The following is an 18,165-nucleotide window of genomic DNA, read 5'->3' as shown; positions in this document are numbered from 1 at the left end:
AATCAATAACGGTGCGGCGTGTTACGGCGGCGCAGGGCTATCCTGCCGCGGACGCGTCGCCGCCTCCCGCGAGGTCCCGCCGGATACGATGAACCGGACTCGACCCCCTGAGGAGAACCATGGCCCCCACGCGCATTCTGACGGTCTGCACGGGCAACGTCTGCCGCTCGCCCATGGCGGCGGTGGAGCTCGACCACGGTCTCAACGAGGTCTCGCCGGGCGGCTTCGCGGTGACCAGCGCCGGGATGCACGCGCTGGTGGACCAGGGCTTCGAGGAGCGGGTGGGGCGGCTGGCCCACGACCGCGGCCTGGAGGCCGCCGCAGCGCACCGGGCCCGGCAGGTCGGCCCGGAGGTCCTGCGGGACGTCGACCTCGTGCTGGTGATGGCCCGGGAGCACACCCAGCCGGTGCTCCAGCAGGCACCGCGGCTGCTCAAGAAGGTCTTCACCCTCCGGGAGTTCGCCCGCATCCTGCAGTACGTCTCCACCGACGCGGAGCTGGACGCCGCCGTGCCGGCGGACCGCGCGGAACGGTGGGCCTGGCTGGTCCGGCAGGCGCCGCGGCTGCGCCAGCGGGTGCCGGTGCGCCATCCCGAGCGCAACGACGTCGTCGACCCCTACCGCCAGGAGGACACCGTGCTCCAGCAGATGGCGGACGAGCTGTTCGAGGCCACGGACGCGGTCGTCGCGTGGGAGCGGCGGTACGCGCAGCGCCACCGGGCGAGCGCGGGGACGGGCGCCGCGGCCGGCTGAGCCGCCGCGCGGTCCGGTCCGCAGGGCGGCGGGCGGAGCCGTCACCCGGGGGAGGGACAGTCCAGCAGGTCGGCGAAAATCGTGGCGGATGAGCTGCTTCACGATGGGGAATCCCATGTACCGTGGAGTACACGATTGCAAACTGATCGTGAGATGAGAATCCCCCCTCGGGGCGGGGCCCCCTCCCGCCTCCTGTCTGATGAGGACGACCATGACCCTCCGCAAGAAGATCTTTGCCACCGGAACCGCGGCTGCCCTGGCCTCGGGCGGACTGTTCCTGACGGCCACCCCCGCGGCCGCCGCCCCCGGTGACGCCGCGTGCCTCGCGGCCGAGGCCGAGCTGCGCACCGCTCTCGAGCGTGCCGGCCTCGAGGCCGAGCTCGTCGACCAGCTCGAGGCGGCCGTCGACGCCGTCGTCGCGGCCCAGGTCGAGCGCAACGCCCTCGCCCAGGCGGCCCTCGACGCCGCGGTCGAGCTCGAGGCGGCCCTGGTCGCCCTGGACGCGGCCGTCGAGGCCGCGGCCGATGTGGACATCGAGGCCGCCGAGGCCGAGCGCGACGCCGCCCAGGAGGCCCTGGACGTCGCCAACGCCGACCTCGCCGACTCCCAGGCCGCGCTCGACGCCGAGCTCGAGGCCTACAACGAGGTGGTCGCCGAGGCGCAGGACGCCCTCGACGTCGCGCTCGAGGTCCGGGCCGAGGTCGCTGTCGACCTCGAGACGGCCGAGGGCACTCTCGTGGACGCCGAGGCGGACCTCGCGGCCGCCGTCGCGGCCGCCGAGGCCCTGGACGCCGCCCTGGCGGCCCAGGTCGAGGCCGATGCGGCCGTCGGCCCCGCAGAGGACGCGCTCGACGCGGCCCTGGCGGTCCAGGTCGAGGCCGATGCGGCCGTCGGCCCCGCCGAGGACGCGCTCGACGCGGCCCTGGCGGCCCAGGCCGAGGCGGACGCCGCGACCGTCCCGCTGCAGGAGGCGCTGGACGCCGCCCTCGCGCTCCGGGTGGAGGCGGACGCCGCCCTGCGCGACGCCGAGGCGGGCCTGGCCACGGCCCTGGCCGTGCAGGCGGAGGCGAACGCCGACCTCGCCGGGGCCCAGGCCGCGGTCGAGGCCGCCGTCGCTGTGCAGGCCGGCGCGGAGACCGCTCTGCTCGCCGCCCAGGTGGACCTGGACGCGCTGCTCGCGCTCGGCGAGTCGGGTGCCGACCCGGAGGAGGTCGCGGCCGCCCAGGCCCTCGTCGCCGAGCTCGAGGCCGCCCTCGACGTGGCCGTGGGGAACGTCGCGGCCGCGCAGGTCACCCTCGGTACCGCCGAGGGTGCCGTTGCGGATGCGACGGTCGCGGTGGACATCGCCCAGGCCGAGGTCGACGCGGCCGCGGCCGTGCAGGCGGACGCTGCCGCCGCGGTGGAGGCCGCCCAGGCCGATCTCGACGTCGCCCTCGCCGCGCAGCTCGCCGCCGAGACCTCGGTGCTCGACGCGCAGGCGAACCTCGACGCCGTGCTCGCCGCCCAGGTCGCCGCCGACACCGCCGTGCTGAACGCCCAGGCCGACCTGGACGCGGCCGTCGCCGCGGCCGTCGCCGCCGCGGACGCGGTCGCGGAGGCCCAGGCCGCCGTGGACGCCGCCGGATCGATCGCCGACGCCGAGGCCGCAGTGGCCGTAGCCCAGGCGGACGTCGATGCCGCCGCCGCGGTCCTCGCCGACGCCGAGATCGCTGTGACCGACGCAGAGGCCGCACTGGCCGAGGCCGAGGTGGAGCCGGAGTCCCTCGTGGAGGCCCGCGCGCTCGTGGCCTCCGACGAGGAGTTCGTGGCCGAGGCGGAGGCCGACCTGGCCGCGGCCCAGGCCGCCCTGGACGCCGAGCTGCAGCTGCTGGCCGACGTCGAGGCGGCGCAGGACGCCGTCGAGACCGCCGAGGCGGACCTGGACATCGCCGTCGAGGTGGCCGTCGAGGCCCAGCTGGTCCTCGACGCCACGATCGAGGACCTCGCCGACATCCGGCTGGAGCTCGGTGACGTGGGGGTCGACGTGGAGGAGCTGGAGATCCTGTTCGACGAGGCCCTCCAGGCCTGCGGCGCGGCCGCCGGCGCCGATGGCGACGACGACGACACCGACGGCGACCACGGCGACGACTACGTCGGCGGCGGCGACGCCGACGGCGGCATCCGGGTCGATGTGGACAACGGCGTCGTCGTGGGGCCGCAGGCCGTGCCGAGCGCTCCCTGGAGCCCGGGGACCTCCCCGAGCCACTGGGTGCCCGGTTCCACGATGTACAGCACCAACCAGGGCATGAACGTGCAGACGGCCGCCGCCGGCACCGGCAGCTCGGCGGACCGGGGCACCGGCCTGGGTCTCCTGGCCCTGACCGGCGCGGGTCTGCTCGCGGCCACCGGGATCGTGCTGCGCCGCCGGTTCACCACCGAGGGCTGACGTCGAGGCCGGCCGGCGCGGGAACGCGCCGGCCGGCCTGCACGGCATGTCGCGCCAGGGGCGTCTTCCGCACGGGAGGCGCCCCTGGCGCATGTCGCGGCCGGCTCACGCACCGGGGGCCCGGCAGCGGTCGAAGGTCTCCCGGGCCACCGACCAGGAGGTCTTGCCGATCTCGAAGTGGTCGGTGAGCATGTAGACCCCGACCCAGCGCTGATAGGTCCACGCCCGGTCGAGGAAGCCGGGATCCTTCGGGCCCGTGTAGCGCTCGTACACGGCCCGGACGAACTCCTCGCCGTACTCGTGCAGCTCGGCGAAGTCCACGGCCGGGTCCCCGAGGCACATGTCGCTGAAGTCGATCACCCCGAGGCGCCCGGCGGCCTCGTCCCAGAGCAGGTGCCGGCTGTAGACGTCGTTGTGGACGAACACCTCGGGCAGATCCGCGGTGAGGAGTCCGTCGACGTCGGCGAGGACCTCCTCGACCTCGGCCAGTTCCCCGGGCGTCAGCACGTCCCGGAGGTGGTCCTCGACCCCCTGGCGGACTCCCCGCTGGTCCTCGACCAGATAGGACTCCGGCACCCGCTCCAGCGGTGTCCCGGCGACCGGGGCGGTGTGCAGGGCGGAGAGGAAGCCGGCCAGCTGGGTCACGATCTCCTCGCGCTCGGCCGGGGCCAGGGCGGACATCAGCTGCGGTGTCAGGGGCCGGCCCGGGACGATCCGGTAGCCCGCGAAGGAGCGGTCGGGGGCCACCCGGTCGTAGTGCGGGACCCGCGCCGGGAGGGGCTCGGTGAGGCCGTCGGCGAGGTGGTCGAGCACCTCGATCTCCCGTCCGAGACCGTCCGCGTACGGCTCCGCCTCGACCGGGAAGCGGAAGACCAGGGCGTCGTCGAGCACCACCACCACGTGGTCCCAGCCCTCGGTGATGCGCCGGGCCCTCGACCAGCGCAGGTCCGGGAAGGCGGCGGCGATCCGGTCCAGCTCCTCCACGGCGATCCTCTCCTCAGGCCCGGCTCTCGGGAGCGACGGCCCCGGCCGCGTCGGCGGTGACCACCGGCCGGGCACGGCACCACTCGGCATCGTCCTGGGCCCCATGCTAGGTCCGCCCCGGCGCCGGTGCGCGGCCCCTCCGCGGTGGGCGGACCGCCGCAAGGGCTGCCCGGTCGTCACATACCGGGAGCTGCGCCGGAAGCCTGGATGTGCAACCACGAGGTTGCCTACTCTGAGGGTGTGGACATCCTCTTCCAGGCGCTGGCGCACCCCGCGCGGCGGATCCTGCTCGAGGAGCTGGCCGCGCGCAACGACCAGAGCCTCTTCGAGCTCACGGTGCGCCTGATCAGCGACCACGGCCTGGCGATGACCCGCCAGGCCGTGACCAAGCACCTGGCCGTGCTGCGCGAGGCCGGCCTGGTGACCAGCACCGTTCGGGGCCGCACCACGGTGCACCACCTGGACACCTCCCCGCTCGACGACGTGCGGCAGTGGCTCGACGCCCTGCCGCCCCCACCGAAGGACATCCCATGATCATCACCACTGCCAGCGTCTTCGTGGACGACCAGCAGAAGGCCCTGGACTTCTACACGACCAAGCTCGGCTTCCAGGTCAAGACCGACGTGCCGGCGGGGCCCTTCCGCTGGCTGACCGTCGTCTCGCCCGAGGCCCCGGACGGGGTGGAGCTGCTGCTGGAGCCCTCCGCGCACCCGGCCGTCCCCCCGTTCAAGGAGGCCCTGGTGGCCGACGGCATCCCGTTCAACAGTTTCGCCGTCGCCGACGTGCAGGCCGAGTACGAGCGGCTCACCGGGCTGGGCGTGCGCTTCGTGCAGGAGCCGGCGCAGATGGGTCCGGTGACCACCGCGGTGCTCGACGACACGTGCGGCAACCTGATCCAGATCGCGGCCATGACCGTCCCGGAGCCGGCCCCCGAGCCGTGAGCCGGGGCGTGCACCCCCGGCCGGTGGGACCGGGCCGGGAGGGGCCACTCATGCAGTAACAACAACGCAGTAATAACGGCGGGAGGGTTAGTTTTCTGCCACCACGACGCAGGCGCGCCGTCGGCTGCCGGCCGTGAGGACGGCGCCGGCCCGCCGCGTCACCGCCCGGTGGCCACGGACCCAGGAGGAACGCAGTGGAACGGACCTACTACCAGCGCGGCGAGCGGAAGACCTTGGAAGAGGTCGAGGACGTCGTCCCCGTGAAGTCCCCGGGCGGCGCGGAGGCGCGAGAAGCACTCGGCGCAGCACTGGGCGCGGAGCTTGGCGCCACCGAGCTGGGGCTGCCGGAGGACACCCTCGAGGCGTTCCACCGGGCCAACTGGGTCTTCGTCAGCCCCACGGCCGAGACGCACAGTCTCCTCGAGTCACGATCCCCGGAAGGCCCGGCCCAGGACGCCGGCAAGCTGGTCAAGCGCCAGGACGGCCGCTTCGGGATCGTCACGCAGCGCCTGGTGGTCCAGCTGCAGGAGGACATCCCCGAGGACGGGGCCGATCAGGTGCTCGCGGAGCTGGACCTGGACCTGGTGAGCCGGCTGCGCTTCGCCCCCAACCTCTTCGAGGTGGACGCCACGGCGTACCCCGACGCCCTGGAGGCCTCCGTGGCCCTGCACGACGACCCCCGGGTCAAGATCGCCGAGCCAAGCTTCCAGGAGCACATCCCCGGGCGGGCCGCGCCGACCGATCCCCGATACCGGGAGCAGTGGCAGTGGTCGAACACCGGCCAGTCCGGGGGCACCCCACACGCCGACGTCTCCGCCGAGGTCTGCTGGGACCGGACCCGGGGAGCCGGGATCCGCGTGGCCGTGATCGACAACGGCTTCCTGGTCACCCACGAGGACCTGCAGGGCGGCGTGCTCGACACCTCGGGGTTCTTCGTCGACACCGACCCGGGTCCGAGGGTGCGGCCGCAGTTCGTCCGGGGCACAGAGGGCATGCCGGTCGGCGACCACGGGACGTTCTGCGCCGGTATGGTCGGCGCCCGCCAGGGCAACGACCGGGGCGGCTCCGGCGCCGCCCCGGAGTGCGACCTGACGCTGATCGCGTGCCTTCCCGACCAGGTCGGCGACCAGGTGACCCTGGCTCGGGCCGTGGCCTACGCCGCCGACCCGTCCTTCGAGCTCCCCGACGCCGGTCCGGCGTCCGGAGCCGACATCCTGGTCTGCAGCCTGGGCCCGAACGGAGCCGCGTGGGAGCTGGGGACCGCGCTGGACCTGGCGCTGTCCTTCGCCCCGCGCCAGGCACGGGGCGGTGCGGGCATGGCCGTCTTCTGGGCCGCCAGCAACGGACGGAACGTGGACGTGCTCGCGGACCAGGTGGTCTCCCACCCGGACGTGATCGCCGTGGTCCGCTCCACCCACGACGACCTCGAGCACGACGCGGCCCGCGGCTCGGAGGTGGAGCTGATCGCACCGGGCGTGAACGTGCTGAGCACCGGCGGCGACGGCGGCTACCACCTCTCGACGGGCACCAGCTTCGCGGCCCCGTGCGCGGCCGGCTGCGCGGCCCTCGCGCTGGCCGTGAACCCTGGCCTCACGAGGGAGCAGCTGAGGAGGATCATGCGGGAGTCCGCGGACAAGGTCGGCGGCGTCGCCTACGACGCAGACGGGCACCACGACGACTACGGCTACGGGAGGGTCAACGCCGTGGCCGCCGTGCAGGCGGCGGAGCAGCTGCTCTCCGACCCGGTGAAGGAGATGTCATGAACGACGACGCCGAGCTGATCCACGTGGAGGTCCACGGGGCCGCGCTGGAGGACCTGCGGGCCTTCGCCCAGGAGACCGACGCCGACCTGGGCTGCCGGGCGACCCCCCGGCGGGAGGCCGAGGGCTGGGTCGTGGACGCCTACCTGCCGGAGGACCGGCTCGAGGCCGCCCGCAGCACCCGCTCCGCCCGCCGAGTGCGGCTGGAGGTCCGGGAGAACGCCACCGCCGTCGGCCGGGAGCGCCAGGCCGAGGTCGGCACGGGCAACCGGTTCAGCGGCGGCGACGCCGAGCGCGGCGGGGCCACCGTCCGCGGCACACAGATGGCCCCCGTGCGGGGCCTCGGGGAGAAGCGCTGATCGCCATGGCCTACCTCAACGTCGACGAGATCGAGACGGCCCTGCAGTCCCTGGCCGCCGAGTACCCCGAGCTCACGGAGCTCATCGAGCTGCCCCATCCCACCCACGAGGACCGGCGCACCCGGTGCCTGCGGATCGGGGCCGACCCCGACCGGAACGGGGTGCTGCTCCTGGGCGGCGTCCACGCCCGGGAGTGGGTGCCGCCGGACGCGCTGGTGTCCCTGGCCGCGGACCTGCTGGAGGCCGGCACCCTCGGCACCGGCCTCGTCTACGGGAACCACCAGGTGCCCGCGGAGCGGGTGCAGCAGGTGCTGGAGGGTACCAACCTCTACGTCTTCGCGTGCGTCAACCCGGACGGGCGCCGCCACAGCCAGACGGTGGAGCCGATGTGGCGGAAGAACCGGCGCCCCCACCCGGCCGGGGGCATCTGCACGGGGGTGGACGTCAACCGCAACTTCGACTTCCTCTGGGACCACACCGCGCTCTTCCACCCCGACGCCGACGTGGCGACCTCCGCCGACCCGTGCGACCGCCGCCAGGTCTACCGAGGGCCGTCAGCCGCCTCGGAGCCGGAGACCCGCAACGTGGTGCACCTGCTGGACACCCGTCCCGGGATCCGCTGGCACGTCGACGTGCACAGCTTCGTCCCCGTGATCCTGCACAACTGGGGCAGCGACGAGCACCAGACCACGGACCCGGAGCAGAACTTCCGCAATCCGGACTTCGACGGATTGCGCGGGATCCCCGGGGACACCGCCTACCGCGAGTACCTGCCCGCCGCGGACCTCGACGACGAGGTGGCGCTGGGGACCGCCATGAGCGACGCGATCCGGCAGGTGCGCGGCGACGAGTACCCGGTGACACCGGCCTTCGGCGGGCTGTACCCCACCTCCGGGGCCAGCGACGACTACGCCTACAGCCGGCACTTCACCGACTCCTCGCGCTCCCGGGTGCTGGGCTTCACGATCGAGTGCGCGCACAGCTTCCAGCCTCCCTGGGCCGAGGCCGAGGACGTCATCCGGGAGGTGTCCGCGGCTCTGCTGGCGCTCGCCGCGGAGGTCGCCGAACGGACCGACCGGGAGGAACCCGCGTCCGTCGACCAGAAGGGAACATCATGAACGCCACGTACGGCATCCAGCTGCGCCACCCCCTGCCCTACGACCTCGTCGGCACCCGGCTGACGCTCGCCGCCGTCGGCACCGCCTTCGAGGCGGCCTACGGGTGGCGTCTGCTGCACGGGGACCGGGTGGTGGACCAGGGGTTCTTCCAGGCAGGATCGATGGGCCTGATGGAGGCCTTCGTGCACGAGGAAAGCATCTCCTTCGAGTCCACCGGGCCGGCCATGCTCCAGTTCTTCGGCGACGATCCCTCGGGGGAGCACCCGCCGGGCCAGGACCTGGTGGAGGTCCCGGTCATCCTGATCCCCGGCATGCAGGGCTACCGCGTGCACCAAGTGGTGGCCGGGGACACGCTGAGCAAGATCGCCGCCGACTACGGGTCCCAGTGGCAGCACATCGCCGCGGCCAACCGCATCCCCAACCCGGACCTGATCCACGTCGGCCAGATCCTGAAGGTGCCGATCCCGGAAGACGCCTAGCCGAGCCGTTCGTCCGCCTGCGCGCCCAGAGCGGCCTCGACGTTCTAGCTCGCATCGTCCTGCAGCCCCCGGACCGGGCGAAGTCGCTGGTTGCCGATGAGTTCGGCGAGCACAGGTGCCAGCCCAGGGGCGCGTGCGACCGATGGGACTCGAGCTTGTGGATGAGTTCCATGAGCAGGCGGTTGTGGTCCTGCGCGGGGACTCAGGGCAGGAGGAAGCCGACGTGCCCCGCTTCCCGTCCACGTGGGCTCCCAGTTGTCCATCGGCGACAGCTGCATGAGAACTCCTCGACAGGATGTTCGCCGGCTCAGAGGACGAGATCGTCGAAGGAGCCCACGACGTGGCTGGGCAGACGGTCGTCGAAGGACTCGTGGGCGCGGGCTCGCTCGGCGCCGGCCGCGTCGAGAGGGTCGGCGTGGGCGAGGTGGGTGAAGTCCAGGGCGGTCAGCTCGACGATCCGGCGCACGGCGACCTGGTGGGTGGTGGGGACGAAGGACTCCCGCAGGATCCCGGTCACCAGGTCTCGCTGGCTGATGAGGTAGGCCGTGGCCGAGGGGTGCCCGTCCGTGCGCTGGAACGCGACGACCTTCCAGAACGCCAGTGGAATGCGGACGCCGCGGTAGACCGGGTCGCCGTCCTCCAGCACGGGGCCTGTGAACACGGTCACCCGGGACCCATCGGCTGTGGCCTGGTTGAGCAGGTAGTCCTCCAGCCCGAGCCAGGTGGAGGCGTTCTGGTTGAACTTCATGTGCTGGGGGGCGCAGTTGGTGTAGTGGAAGGTGTCGTCGTTGGCCTTGCGGGCCTCGGAGTCGGAGCCCCAGGCGGGGTCCAGGCGGCGGACCAGGTGGCCGCGGTCGAAGTCGTTGCGGGAGTAGAGCTCGTTGCCGACCTGCACCTCGCGCACCAGTCGCGGGTCGAAGAGCCAGCGGTCGTCCCGGTCGGGCCGTCGGCTGCGGGCCCCGTCGACGTTGACGGCGGTGTACAGGGCCAACCGCCGCGGGGCGTCGATCACGAGGCTGAAGTGGTGGTAGTCCACCACGGTCGGGTCCGTGCCCGGGCGGGCCTGCAGGTTCCGGGCGGCCCGGGTGCGCTGGTCCTCGGTGAGCCCGGGGAGCGGGACGGGCCAGGCGAGGAAGTCGGGGTCGTAGCCGGGGCGGTGGCCGTAATCGGGATCGACAGCACGAGCCTCGGCCTCGTCCCCATCAACCGGTGTCGTCGCGGTCCCGGTCGCAGCACCCGCGGCGGTGGAAGGACCACGGCGCAGCGTCTTCGCGTGCAACGGGACAGTGGGTGAAGCCGTGTCCTCAGCGGTCCAGGGGACTACCGGTTGCAGAGGCGGGACGACGGGGACGGTGATGCCCTCCGGGGCCTGGGCGGCCTGTTCTGCCAGTGTCGTGGCCGGGGGAGAGTTGAGAAGGTCCTTGAGCAGGAGCTGCCCGGCTTCGGGCAGGGCGGTCGCCTCGGTGCGCAACCAGCTGTGGATGCTGCTCATGCGCACCCCTTCGTTGGCGACCCACTGGACCGCGGCCTCTCCGCGATCGGGAGTCCACACGGTGCCGTCCTGGGCGAGGACCTGCCCGGCCTCGTTCTTCGCCTGCACCCCGGAGTGGTGGATGCCCACCACCTCCCACTGGTTGTTGTACAGCGGGGACCCTGAGGAACCCGGAGCGGTGTCGGTGCGGTAGTGCAGGAACGACTCCAGGCGGTCCACCAGCTCGTTCTCCTGCAAGGAGATCTGTTTGGGCTTGCCCTCGGGGTGCTGGACGATGTTGATCGACTCCCCGAGCACGATCTTGCCCTGCACAGCACTGGTGCGGTGGAACCCGAAGGTTTCCAGTGGCACGGCCGGGGATCCGTCCCGAGGCAGCGACCGGTCAGCGACGGCCACCACGGTGCAGTCCAGTTCCGGGTTGGTGAGGAAGAACGCGTCCGGGTCCAGGGCGAAGAAGTGCGAGCGCAGGGGCAGCCCGTCGATGCCGTCCTGGTAGTTGAATTCCAGGAGCGAGGACCGGGCCGTCTCTGCGTCCTCGAGTACGTGATTGTTCGTCATGGCCAGCCGAGGAGAGGCCAGGAATCCGGTGCCGAAGCCCGCCGGCCGGGACCCGACGCGGATGTGCACCCGGGCCACGCTGCGGGAAGCGGCCGTACCGAGTTCCAGGAAGACCACGCCGAGCAGATTGCTGTCGCCGATGATCCGCTCCAGCAGCCGTGGGTCCTCCAGGACACCGCGGGCGGCCGCCGCCGTCTCCGTGGGCGCCACCCCGGCCGTCGCCCGGACCACGGGCTGCTGCAGCAGGTGCTCCGAGCGCAGCCGTACCCGGTCGGGTTCGTCCACATCGAGCAGGTGGCCGTCCGGGGCGTGGGCCGCCTGGATCTTGTCCATCGTGGTCGACCGGGGGTCCTGGCGAGCGTGGAACCTGCGCTCAGTGGCTTCGATGACGGAATCGGGAATCGACACCACGATCACTCCTGAGGCTCGTGCGGTGCCCTCAGGGCCGCTCTCCACGATCCGGCCGGCGGCCGGGAGACGCGGCGCGAGAGGAATGAGAGTGCATCGACCGTAAGGTCGGAGGCGTTACTGGCCTGTTACTGCCATAGACCTCAACGACGGCTGAAGACCGGCCCAGGCTGCGGGACTGACCCGGGTTTCCTTGACTCGTGAGGATCCAGCTCCACCGTGAGGATGCTCCCGTGTCCGAGCCCTGCCCCGAGGAGTTCCGCCGCGACGTGGTGGCGGTGGCCCGCAAGCACGAGGCCCCGCTGTCCCAGACCGCCCGTGATTTCGGGATCTGAAGAAGTCACCCGTCACAACTCGTTGTACAAGACCCACGTCTACGACGGCGTCCGCCTCTGTGCCACCACCGCCGAGGTGGAGGAGCTGCAGGCGCTGAAGCGGCGCCATTGCCTGCTCGCGCAGGAGAACGAGATTCTGTGCCGGGCCGACATTGCCTCCGTGGCCCAGCTCAACTATCGGATCCGAGCCTGCGCCACGGGCTGGAACGACCGCTGCCACCCGTTGGTGTGGGCCAGTACCAGCACCGAGATCCTCACAGGGGCCAACCACCCAACGGCTTCAAAGGCGGGCCATCAGCAACCCGCCGCCCACGTCCGATTGCGACGGACCGGAATGCGCGGAGAATGCCTTACGTGAAAGGCGGAAAGCAGCGGGGCTGTGCATGTACCGGAATGCCATGAGTTGTTTTCCCGTATTAGAGATACCGGGATGTTCATCTTCTTTTGGGCCTGCTTCCCTGCAAGTCAACGCGGTATTCGTCGGCTCGCGGACACTGTAACGATCGATCATTGAGAGCCCTGCGCGGCGCCGTCCATGTTCGTAAATATCTTGAAGTCAGAAGATGGATCGCGTATTTTCTACGCCAATCAGCCCACACAGTGTGCAGGTATGATCATGGCCCACAGCGGACTCAGGCTGAACCTTTTCGGGGAGCCGACATTGGTATCAAACGGCCTTCCCGTGGCTCTGTCGCCCGGTGCGGCCATGCTCTGCGCCTATCTCGCACTGACACCCCAGAGAGGTCGGGCCCGCGTGGTCGTCGCGACCAGCCTCTTCGCAGACTGTCCGGAGAGCACGGCTCGTCGCCGACTCAACACCGCGGTCTGGCGCCTCCAGACAGAGGTCCGGGCACGAACCGGTGTCGACCTCATCGGCAGGCCCGCCAGCGGCACGGTGGGCCTCAACCAGGGCGTTGAAATGACGATCGACGTCGTCCTCTTCGAGAACCTGCTGATGCCCCTCCTGCGATCATCCGCCGATGACCTGACCGCACAGGACGTGGCCCTCCTGGAAGACGCCATTGCGCTGCACCGCGGATGTCTCGTGGAGCAGTGCAACGACGAGTGGATACTCTCAGCCCGGTACCGATTGGAAACCCTCTACCTGACAGCCCTCGACTACCTCATTCAACATTACGGCGGGCAAGGTGATGTAGTAGCCGTGAGCCGTTATGGTGAGCTGGCTCTCGCCGTCGAGCCGCTCCGTGAGGACATTCACCGTCACCTCATGGCGGCCTACGGTGCGAGCGGCCGCCGTGACCTCGTCGAACGGCAGTTCGAGCAGTGTCGGATGCTTCTCCTGGCCGAACTGGGCACCGATCCGATGCCCGAGACTCTAGCTCTTTACGGACGGCTCACCCTGGGTGAGGGCCAGCAACCTGTCTCGGTCGCCGTCCTCGTCTCGGAACTCCAGCGTGCACGCCGGGAGGTTTCTCGACTTGGCGAGCTTATCGACCGTTCCTTGGACCTGCTCCACCGGATGCCCTGACTTCGCACGCTGTCTCCGAGAGTTCGTCTTTCCACGCAGTCGTGATGGACCGAGGACAACGCGGTGATCGATCGGTGAGTGCGACCCGCAAGCCTGATGACGGAAGAAAGTCACGGAAGGGCAATGCGAGCGTGGAGACAGCGGTTTCTCGTCGACGTCTGGGCGGAGCCCCGGGACGTCGACTCGCTACCCGCAGTGATCCGGGCGCGTGTGCGGGACATGGCCACGAACGAGGAGGCCTACGTGGGATCGTTCGCCGAGATCGAGCAGATCATCGAGGCGCGCCTCGACGCCGACGGCGTGGCCCCGAGACGTTGGGAAAGGCCATGATCCGCGAGGTCAGCGAGGCCTTGCAGGACCTCGTCCACCAGACCACGCCCGATCTGGGCGCGTGGGTCGTGCTGCACTCCTTGTCGCAGGCGGACAAGGTGCCGCTGCCGGAGAACAAGGCGATCCTGGCTCTCGTTGCCGTTGCTGAGCACCCCCACCTGCGCAACCGGCCGCTCGAGGACGGGATCACCGGCCTGGTCCGGCCGCCGATGTCGTTGCAACTCGAGTACCTCGTCACGTATGTCGGTGACCACGACGAGGCGCAGGCCCGGCTCGGCCGCATCGCGCAGGCTTTCCACACGACCCCGATCCTCCGGGCCCCGGCCCTCGACCCCGTTCTGGCCGAAGAGGTCGGCTCCGTGGTGATCCGGTTGCTGGCACCCTCGTCCGAAGAGCGCAACCAGGTGTGGGGTTCCCTGGGCCGTGCGGGTCGGCTGGCGCTGTTCTACGAGGTCGACGTCGCACCCGTTCCCGTCCTCGAGCGCGAGGGCGCCGGACGGGTCCGCGAGCACCGCATCGAGTTCACGGGCGCGCCATGATCCTCGCCACGAGCACCACAGAGCTGCGCCACACGATCCGGGTCGTGCACGCCTCGACCGGGAGGCCCGTGCGGGGCCTCGCCGCCCGGCTGGAGCCCGTGCCCCACGGCTGGAGCCTGCGGGTGACGCGCGGCATCGTGGTGGTCGTCGCGCGCACGGACGTCGAGGACCCGTCCTCACCGCCCACGGCCGTCCTTACCCTGACCGACGAGGCGCTCGCCGGAGTCCTGGTGCTCCCGCCCGTCGACGGGCGGCCACCGCGTACCGTGAAGGCTCCTCTCACCGACACCGAGCTCGAAGTGGTCCTGCGCCCTGTGCCCATGACGCTGAGCGCTGTACTGACGCAGCCCGCGGACGGTGCTCCGCGCACCGGGGCCGAGGTCGTGGCACGGGCGACCTCCGGGCCGGACCCGCGCCCGGAGGTTCGACTCCCGGAGCTCATGCCGGGTACCTACCGGTCGGCTCCCGTGGAGTGGACGGCGGCATTCACACCCCTGGACCTGCTTGTCGACGGCAGTCTGCTGCGCACGCTGACCGTCGACTTCACAGCCGGTGCCACCAGGATCCGACTGGTCGACACCACCTGACGCGAGAGCCGAGGAGATCAACGTGACCTATCTATCACCCGGGGTGTACGTCGAGGAGGTTCCCTCAGGACCCCAGCCGATCGCCGCCGCCCCTACAAGTGTCGTGGCCGTGCTCGGGACGACCCGGAAGGGGCCGGTTCTCGACCCGACCCGGATCAACGGCTGGGCCGACTACCAGCGCGTCTTCGGCGCCGCGACCCCCCGGGGCCGCACGGCCGAGTCCGTCTTCGGCTTCTTCGAGAACGGCGGCCCAGCGGCGTGGGTGGTCCGGGTGGACCCGTCCACCGGGGCGACCTGGACGACGTTCGACGACGGGGGCAGGCCGAGTTTCGCCGTGACGGCAATCTCGCCCGGTGCGTGGGGGAACGACTTGACCGTCAGCGTCGTGCCGGACGAGTCCGGGGCGTCCGGGGTCTTCTACCGGGCGACGACGGCGGGCCCGGCCGTCCCGGTCTCGCCCACGGGCGACCACACTCTGCAGGTGGCCTCCACCGCCGGGCTCAGACCGGGGGAGGACCTCGCGCTGGTCCCGGTGCCCGCCTCGGGCGCCGCCGCGGCCCCGGTGTCCGCCAGGGTCGTCTCCCTGACGCCGACGTCGATCACCCTCAGGTCCAGTGGCGAGGCGGACATGACCACGGGCTCGGTGGTCGCGTCGGCCGTGCCGTCCGAGGCCACGTCGATCTCTCTGCCCACCGGGAAGGGTTTCCGGAGAGGAGACGTCATCGTCGCCGTGGCGCCCAACGGGTCACGCTCGAGCGCCCTCGTGACCGACGTGGTGACCGCCGGCAGCGGCGTGGCCCTCACGCTCGCCTCCGCCCTCCACCCCACCGGCGCGGTCTGGGGCGCCGCCTTCGTCCAACGGCGGGCGGACTTCCCGGCAACTGCGATCGTGGTCGGCGAGCCGTCGGGCGAAGCGCCTCCGAAGACGCACCTCGCGATGTCGGCGCTCGCCTTCGACCGGACGCTCACGGCTCCCGTTCCGGCCGATCTCGCGCCGAACCCGCCGCAGAGGTCAGCCGCACGGATCACTATGAGGGACGGACGCACCGGTGTGTGGGAGGAGAACCAGTTCGCGGTGGTCGGCGCCGCCGCACCGCCGAGCGGGCCCGCCCTCGTCAACGCCGGTGTCGTCGCGGTCCGGCTTGCCGACACGGGGCTGAGCATCAAGGGTCTCACTCCGGCCGTGGTGTCATCGAGCTACGGGTTCCTTCCTCTCGGCGCGGAGGTAACGTACACGGGACCCGAGGTGCCCGAAGTCGTCGCGACCCGCACCTCCACCGGCTTCTCGCTCGCACCTGAGCCGGACCTCGAGCACACCTACACCGACGCGGCATTCCGGCTCGGGGAGGACGCCAATCCCGTCATCGCCGTCCGGTGCGCGGTCGCACCGCGGACCGGGGACCGGCTCGCGCTCGACACGGGCTTCGCCCCGATCGCGGAGGTCGAAGCCGTCGGCGGCGACACCTACATCCTGCACTTCGACTCCCCGGTCAGCATCCAGGACACGTCGCTGGCGCGCTTCGACCTGTACGCCGTGGAAGGCGCGTCCGTCGTCGCCGCGCGCTTCGCCCTCCACGTCGCGGCGGACGGTGTCCGGGCGGAGACCTTCGCCGGGCTCTCGTTGAGCACCGTCCACCCGCACTACTTCGCGAAGGACGACATCGTCAACGGGGTGTCCGCGTACGTCACCGTCGCCCCGCGGGCCGCGAGCGCGCCGGCTGTGTCGCTGGCCGCGGCGCCCTTCTACGCTGCGGTCGACCGCATCGGCGCCGACAAGCCACCGGGCAACGACGACTTCCGTTCGGGGCTGTCCCGTCTCGAGGAGGTCGCCGAGCCGGCCATGGTGATCTGCCCGGACGCCCTGACCCTGGGAGACCCGTTGCTGCACGCCGACCTCGTCGGTCAGGTCGTCACGCACTGTGAGAACTTCCGGCGCTTCGCGATCATCGACCCGCCCGACTTCTCCCAGGACGAGGACAAGAAGCTGCAGGAGTGGCGCGACACCAACCTCTCGAGCACCCACGCCGCGGTCTACGCGCCCCACCTGCGGATCGTGACCATCGACCCGCAGTCCATCGACCGCTTCACGACCGTCCCACCCTCGGGGTTCGTCGCGGGCGTGATGGCCCGGACCGACCGGCTGCGCGGGGTGCACAAGGCGCCGGGCAACGAAACGATGACCGGCATCGTGGGCCTGACCCAGACGTACACCCAGCGCCGGCAGGACCTGCTCAACCCCGCCGGGGTCAACCTCATCCGGTCCTTCCCGGGCCGCGGCACCCGGCTCTGGGGGGCGCGCAACGCGACCGACGACACCCGGTGGCGCTACGTCAACGTCCGGCGGCTCTTCAACATGCTCGAGACATCCGTGGACCGCGCCACGCAGTGGGTGGTCTTCGAGCCGAACACCGCCCAGACGTGGATCCTCGTCAAGGTCTCCGTGGAGAACTTCTTGGAGCAGCAGTGGCGCGCCGGGGCTCTCGCCGGCACCCGGCCCGAGCAGGCCTACCGGGTGCGGGTGGGCCTCGGGGAGACCATGACCGAGACCGACATCGACTTGGGGCTCATCATCACAGAGGTCGCGGTCGCCCCGGCCAAGCCGGCCGAGTTCGTCGTATTCCGCTTCAGCCACAAGCGGCTGTCCGAGTGACATCCGCCATGACGACCGCGATGACGACCGCACGGCGCGAAGGAGATTGACATGTATCCCTTGACCACCCTGCACTTCTCCGTGTCCTGGGGAGACAAGGAGCGGACCGTGAGCTTCTCGGAGGTGAGCGGGCTGACCATGGAGGCCGAGGTCATCGAGTACCGCGGTGGCGCCGACCCACAGTTCTCCACCCACAAGCAGCCCGGGCTGCGCAAGTACTCCAACGTCACGCTCAAGCGGGGCATCGCCCCCGTCGTCGCCGGCAACGGACTCTTCGAGTGGTACAACTCAATCTCCGTCGGCACGGCCGAGCGCCGCGACGTCACGGTGAGCCTGCTCAACGAGGAGGGCGACCCCGTGGTGGCGTGGAAGATCCGGGATGCCTGGCCCGTCAAGCTCGAGGGCCCCGGCCTGAAGTCGACCGGCACCGACGTCGCGATCGAGTCGGTCGAGTTCGCCTGCGAGGGCATCGAGATCGAGACGAGGAGCTAGCTCCGTGCTCCCCGTCGTCTCGCCCGTTCTCCTGCCGTTCACCACGGCGCACTTCGTGCTTTCCATCGACGGCCTGGCATCGGTGAACTTCAGCAAGTGCAGCGGGCTCTCGGGCGAGGTGAGCGTGGAGGAGTACCCGGAGGGCGGCGAGAACCGCTTTACCCACCGCTTCCCGGGCCGGGCGTCCTTCCCGAACCTCGTCCTCACCCAGGGTGCCGGCCCGCTCCAGGAGCTGTGGGACTGGTTCGCCGAGTTCTACGTCACCGGCCTCGTCGCACCCCGGGACGGGACCATCGTGCTCATGAGCACCGTGGAGGGGGCGCTCACACCGGTGCGGGTCTGGGCCTTCACCCGGGGCTGGCCGGTCAAACTGACGGGCCCCGACCTGGACGCCCAGGCGTCCGCCGCCGCCGTCGAGGCGATCGAGATCGCCCACCACGGGCTCGTCCTCAAGAAGGTGATCTGAC

General features: G+C 71.2%; 18 protein-coding genes. 16 read left to right on the top strand and 2 right to left on the bottom strand.

Annotated elements, in window-relative coordinates:
• Window positions 1–119 precede the first annotated feature (119 nt).
• A complete protein-coding gene (locus RE027_RS03625) occupies window positions 120–752 on the top strand; it encodes an arsenate reductase/protein-tyrosine-phosphatase family protein (RefSeq protein ID WP_368806875.1) in 633 nt (210 codons plus the stop codon).
• A 211-nt stretch (window positions 753–963) separates the two neighbouring features.
• Window positions 964–3,177 (top strand): coiled-coil domain-containing protein, encoded by a 2,214-nt coding sequence (locus RE027_RS03620; RefSeq protein ID WP_368806874.1) that lies wholly within the window; start codon window positions 964–966, stop codon window positions 3,175–3,177.
• A gap of 105 nt (window positions 3,178–3,282) precedes the next feature.
• On the opposite strand, the gene RE027_RS03615 is transcribed toward RE027_RS03620, so the two are convergent.
• The gene (locus tag RE027_RS03615; RefSeq protein WP_368806873.1) at window positions 3,283–4,161 is read right to left on the bottom strand and encodes a phosphotransferase family protein; all 879 of its coding nucleotides are present in this window, start codon (window positions 4,159–4,161) and stop codon (window positions 3,283–3,285) included.
• A gap of 240 nt (window positions 4,162–4,401) precedes the next feature.
• On the opposite strand from RE027_RS03615, the gene RE027_RS03610 reads away from it, so the two are divergent.
• The 6 genes from RE027_RS03610 (at window position 4,402) to RE027_RS03585 (ending at window position 8,818) form a co-directional block, all read left to right on the top strand.
• The gene (locus RE027_RS03610; RefSeq protein ID WP_368806872.1) at window positions 4,402–4,695 is read left to right on the top strand and encodes an ArsR/SmtB family transcription factor; all 294 of its coding nucleotides are present in this window, start codon (window positions 4,402–4,404) and stop codon (window positions 4,693–4,695) included.
• On the top strand, window positions 4,692–5,102 hold the full coding sequence (locus RE027_RS03605) for a VOC family protein (protein WP_368806871.1): 411 nt from the start codon (window positions 4,692–4,694) through the stop codon (window positions 5,100–5,102). The genes RE027_RS03610 and RE027_RS03605 overlap by 4 nt, the downstream gene beginning before the upstream one ends.
• Before the next feature lie 194 nt (window positions 5,103–5,296).
• On the top strand, window positions 5,297–6,865 hold the full coding sequence (locus tag RE027_RS03600) for a S8 family peptidase (protein WP_368806870.1): 1,569 nt from the start codon (window positions 5,297–5,299) through the stop codon (window positions 6,863–6,865).
• Window positions 6,862–7,221: a hypothetical protein gene (locus RE027_RS03595; protein WP_368806869.1), complete on the top strand. Its 360-nt coding sequence runs from the start codon at window positions 6,862–6,864 to the stop codon at window positions 7,219–7,221. Before RE027_RS03600 ends, RE027_RS03595 begins: the two co-directional genes overlap by 4 nt.
• A gap of 5 nt (window positions 7,222–7,226) precedes the next feature.
• On the top strand, window positions 7,227–8,339 hold the full coding sequence (locus RE027_RS03590; RefSeq protein WP_368806868.1) for a M14 family metallopeptidase: 1,113 nt from the start codon (window positions 7,227–7,229) through the stop codon (window positions 8,337–8,339).
• Entirely contained in the window at window positions 8,336–8,818 is a 483-nt protein-coding gene (locus RE027_RS03585) for a LysM peptidoglycan-binding domain-containing protein (RefSeq protein ID WP_368806867.1), read from the top strand. Before RE027_RS03590 ends, RE027_RS03585 begins: the two co-directional genes overlap by 4 nt.
• Window positions 8,819–9,125: 307 nt before the next feature.
• Here RE027_RS03585 and RE027_RS03580 read toward each other — a convergent pair whose 3' ends face one another.
• A complete protein-coding gene (locus RE027_RS03580; protein ID WP_368806866.1) occupies window positions 9,126–11,276 on the bottom strand; it encodes a DNA/RNA non-specific endonuclease in 2,151 nt (716 codons plus the stop codon).
• Window positions 11,277–11,633: 357 nt separating this feature from the next.
• Here RE027_RS03580 and RE027_RS03575 point away from each other — a divergent pair, with 357 nt between their 5' ends.
• The 8 genes from RE027_RS03575 to RE027_RS03540 all read left to right on the top strand — a co-directional run bounded on the left by RE027_RS03575 (window position 11,634) and on the right by RE027_RS03540 (window position 18,164).
• Complete coding sequence (locus RE027_RS03575; RefSeq protein WP_368806865.1) at window positions 11,634–11,969, top strand: hypothetical protein; 336 nt, start codon at window positions 11,634–11,636, stop codon at window positions 11,967–11,969.
• Between the two features lie 396 nt (window positions 11,970–12,365).
• The gene (locus tag RE027_RS03570) at window positions 12,366–13,100 is read left to right on the top strand and encodes an AfsR/SARP family transcriptional regulator (protein WP_368806864.1); all 735 of its coding nucleotides are present in this window, start codon (window positions 12,366–12,368) and stop codon (window positions 13,098–13,100) included.
• 123 nt (window positions 13,101–13,223) lie between these two features.
• On the top strand, window positions 13,224–13,430 hold the full coding sequence (locus tag RE027_RS03565; protein ID WP_368806863.1) for a hypothetical protein: 207 nt from the start codon (window positions 13,224–13,226) through the stop codon (window positions 13,428–13,430).
• Window positions 13,427–13,969 (top strand): Pvc16 family protein, encoded by a 543-nt coding sequence (locus tag RE027_RS03560; protein WP_368806862.1) that lies wholly within the window; start codon window positions 13,427–13,429, stop codon window positions 13,967–13,969. The genes RE027_RS03565 and RE027_RS03560 overlap by 4 nt, the downstream gene beginning before the upstream one ends.
• Complete coding sequence (locus RE027_RS03555) at window positions 13,966–14,556, top strand: hypothetical protein (RefSeq protein ID WP_368806861.1); 591 nt, start codon at window positions 13,966–13,968, stop codon at window positions 14,554–14,556. Before RE027_RS03560 ends, RE027_RS03555 begins: the two co-directional genes overlap by 4 nt.
• Before the next feature lie 22 nt (window positions 14,557–14,578).
• Complete coding sequence (locus tag RE027_RS03550) at window positions 14,579–17,206, top strand: phage tail sheath family protein (RefSeq protein ID WP_368806860.1); 2,628 nt, start codon at window positions 14,579–14,581, stop codon at window positions 17,204–17,206.
• 51 nt (window positions 17,207–17,257) lie between these two features.
• Window positions 17,258–17,698, top strand: a complete 441-nt coding sequence (locus RE027_RS03545) for a phage tail protein (RefSeq protein WP_368806859.1) — start codon at window positions 17,258–17,260, stop codon at window positions 17,696–17,698.
• Window positions 17,699–17,702: 4 nt separating this feature from the next.
• Window positions 17,703–18,164 carry a phage tail protein gene (locus RE027_RS03540; RefSeq protein WP_368806858.1) on the top strand — a complete coding sequence of 154 codons (462 nt, stop codon included), beginning with the start codon at window positions 17,703–17,705 and terminating at the stop codon, window positions 18,162–18,164.
• Window position 18,165: the final 1 nt, after the last annotated feature.

The sequence above is a fragment of the Kocuria sabuli genome (assembly GCF_040981185.1).
Classification (GTDB): Bacteria; Actinomycetota; Actinomycetes; order Actinomycetales; family Micrococcaceae; genus Kocuria; species Kocuria sabuli.
The sequence above is the reverse complement of the archived record's forward strand: the minus strand, read 5'-3'. Positions and strand labels throughout refer to the sequence as shown.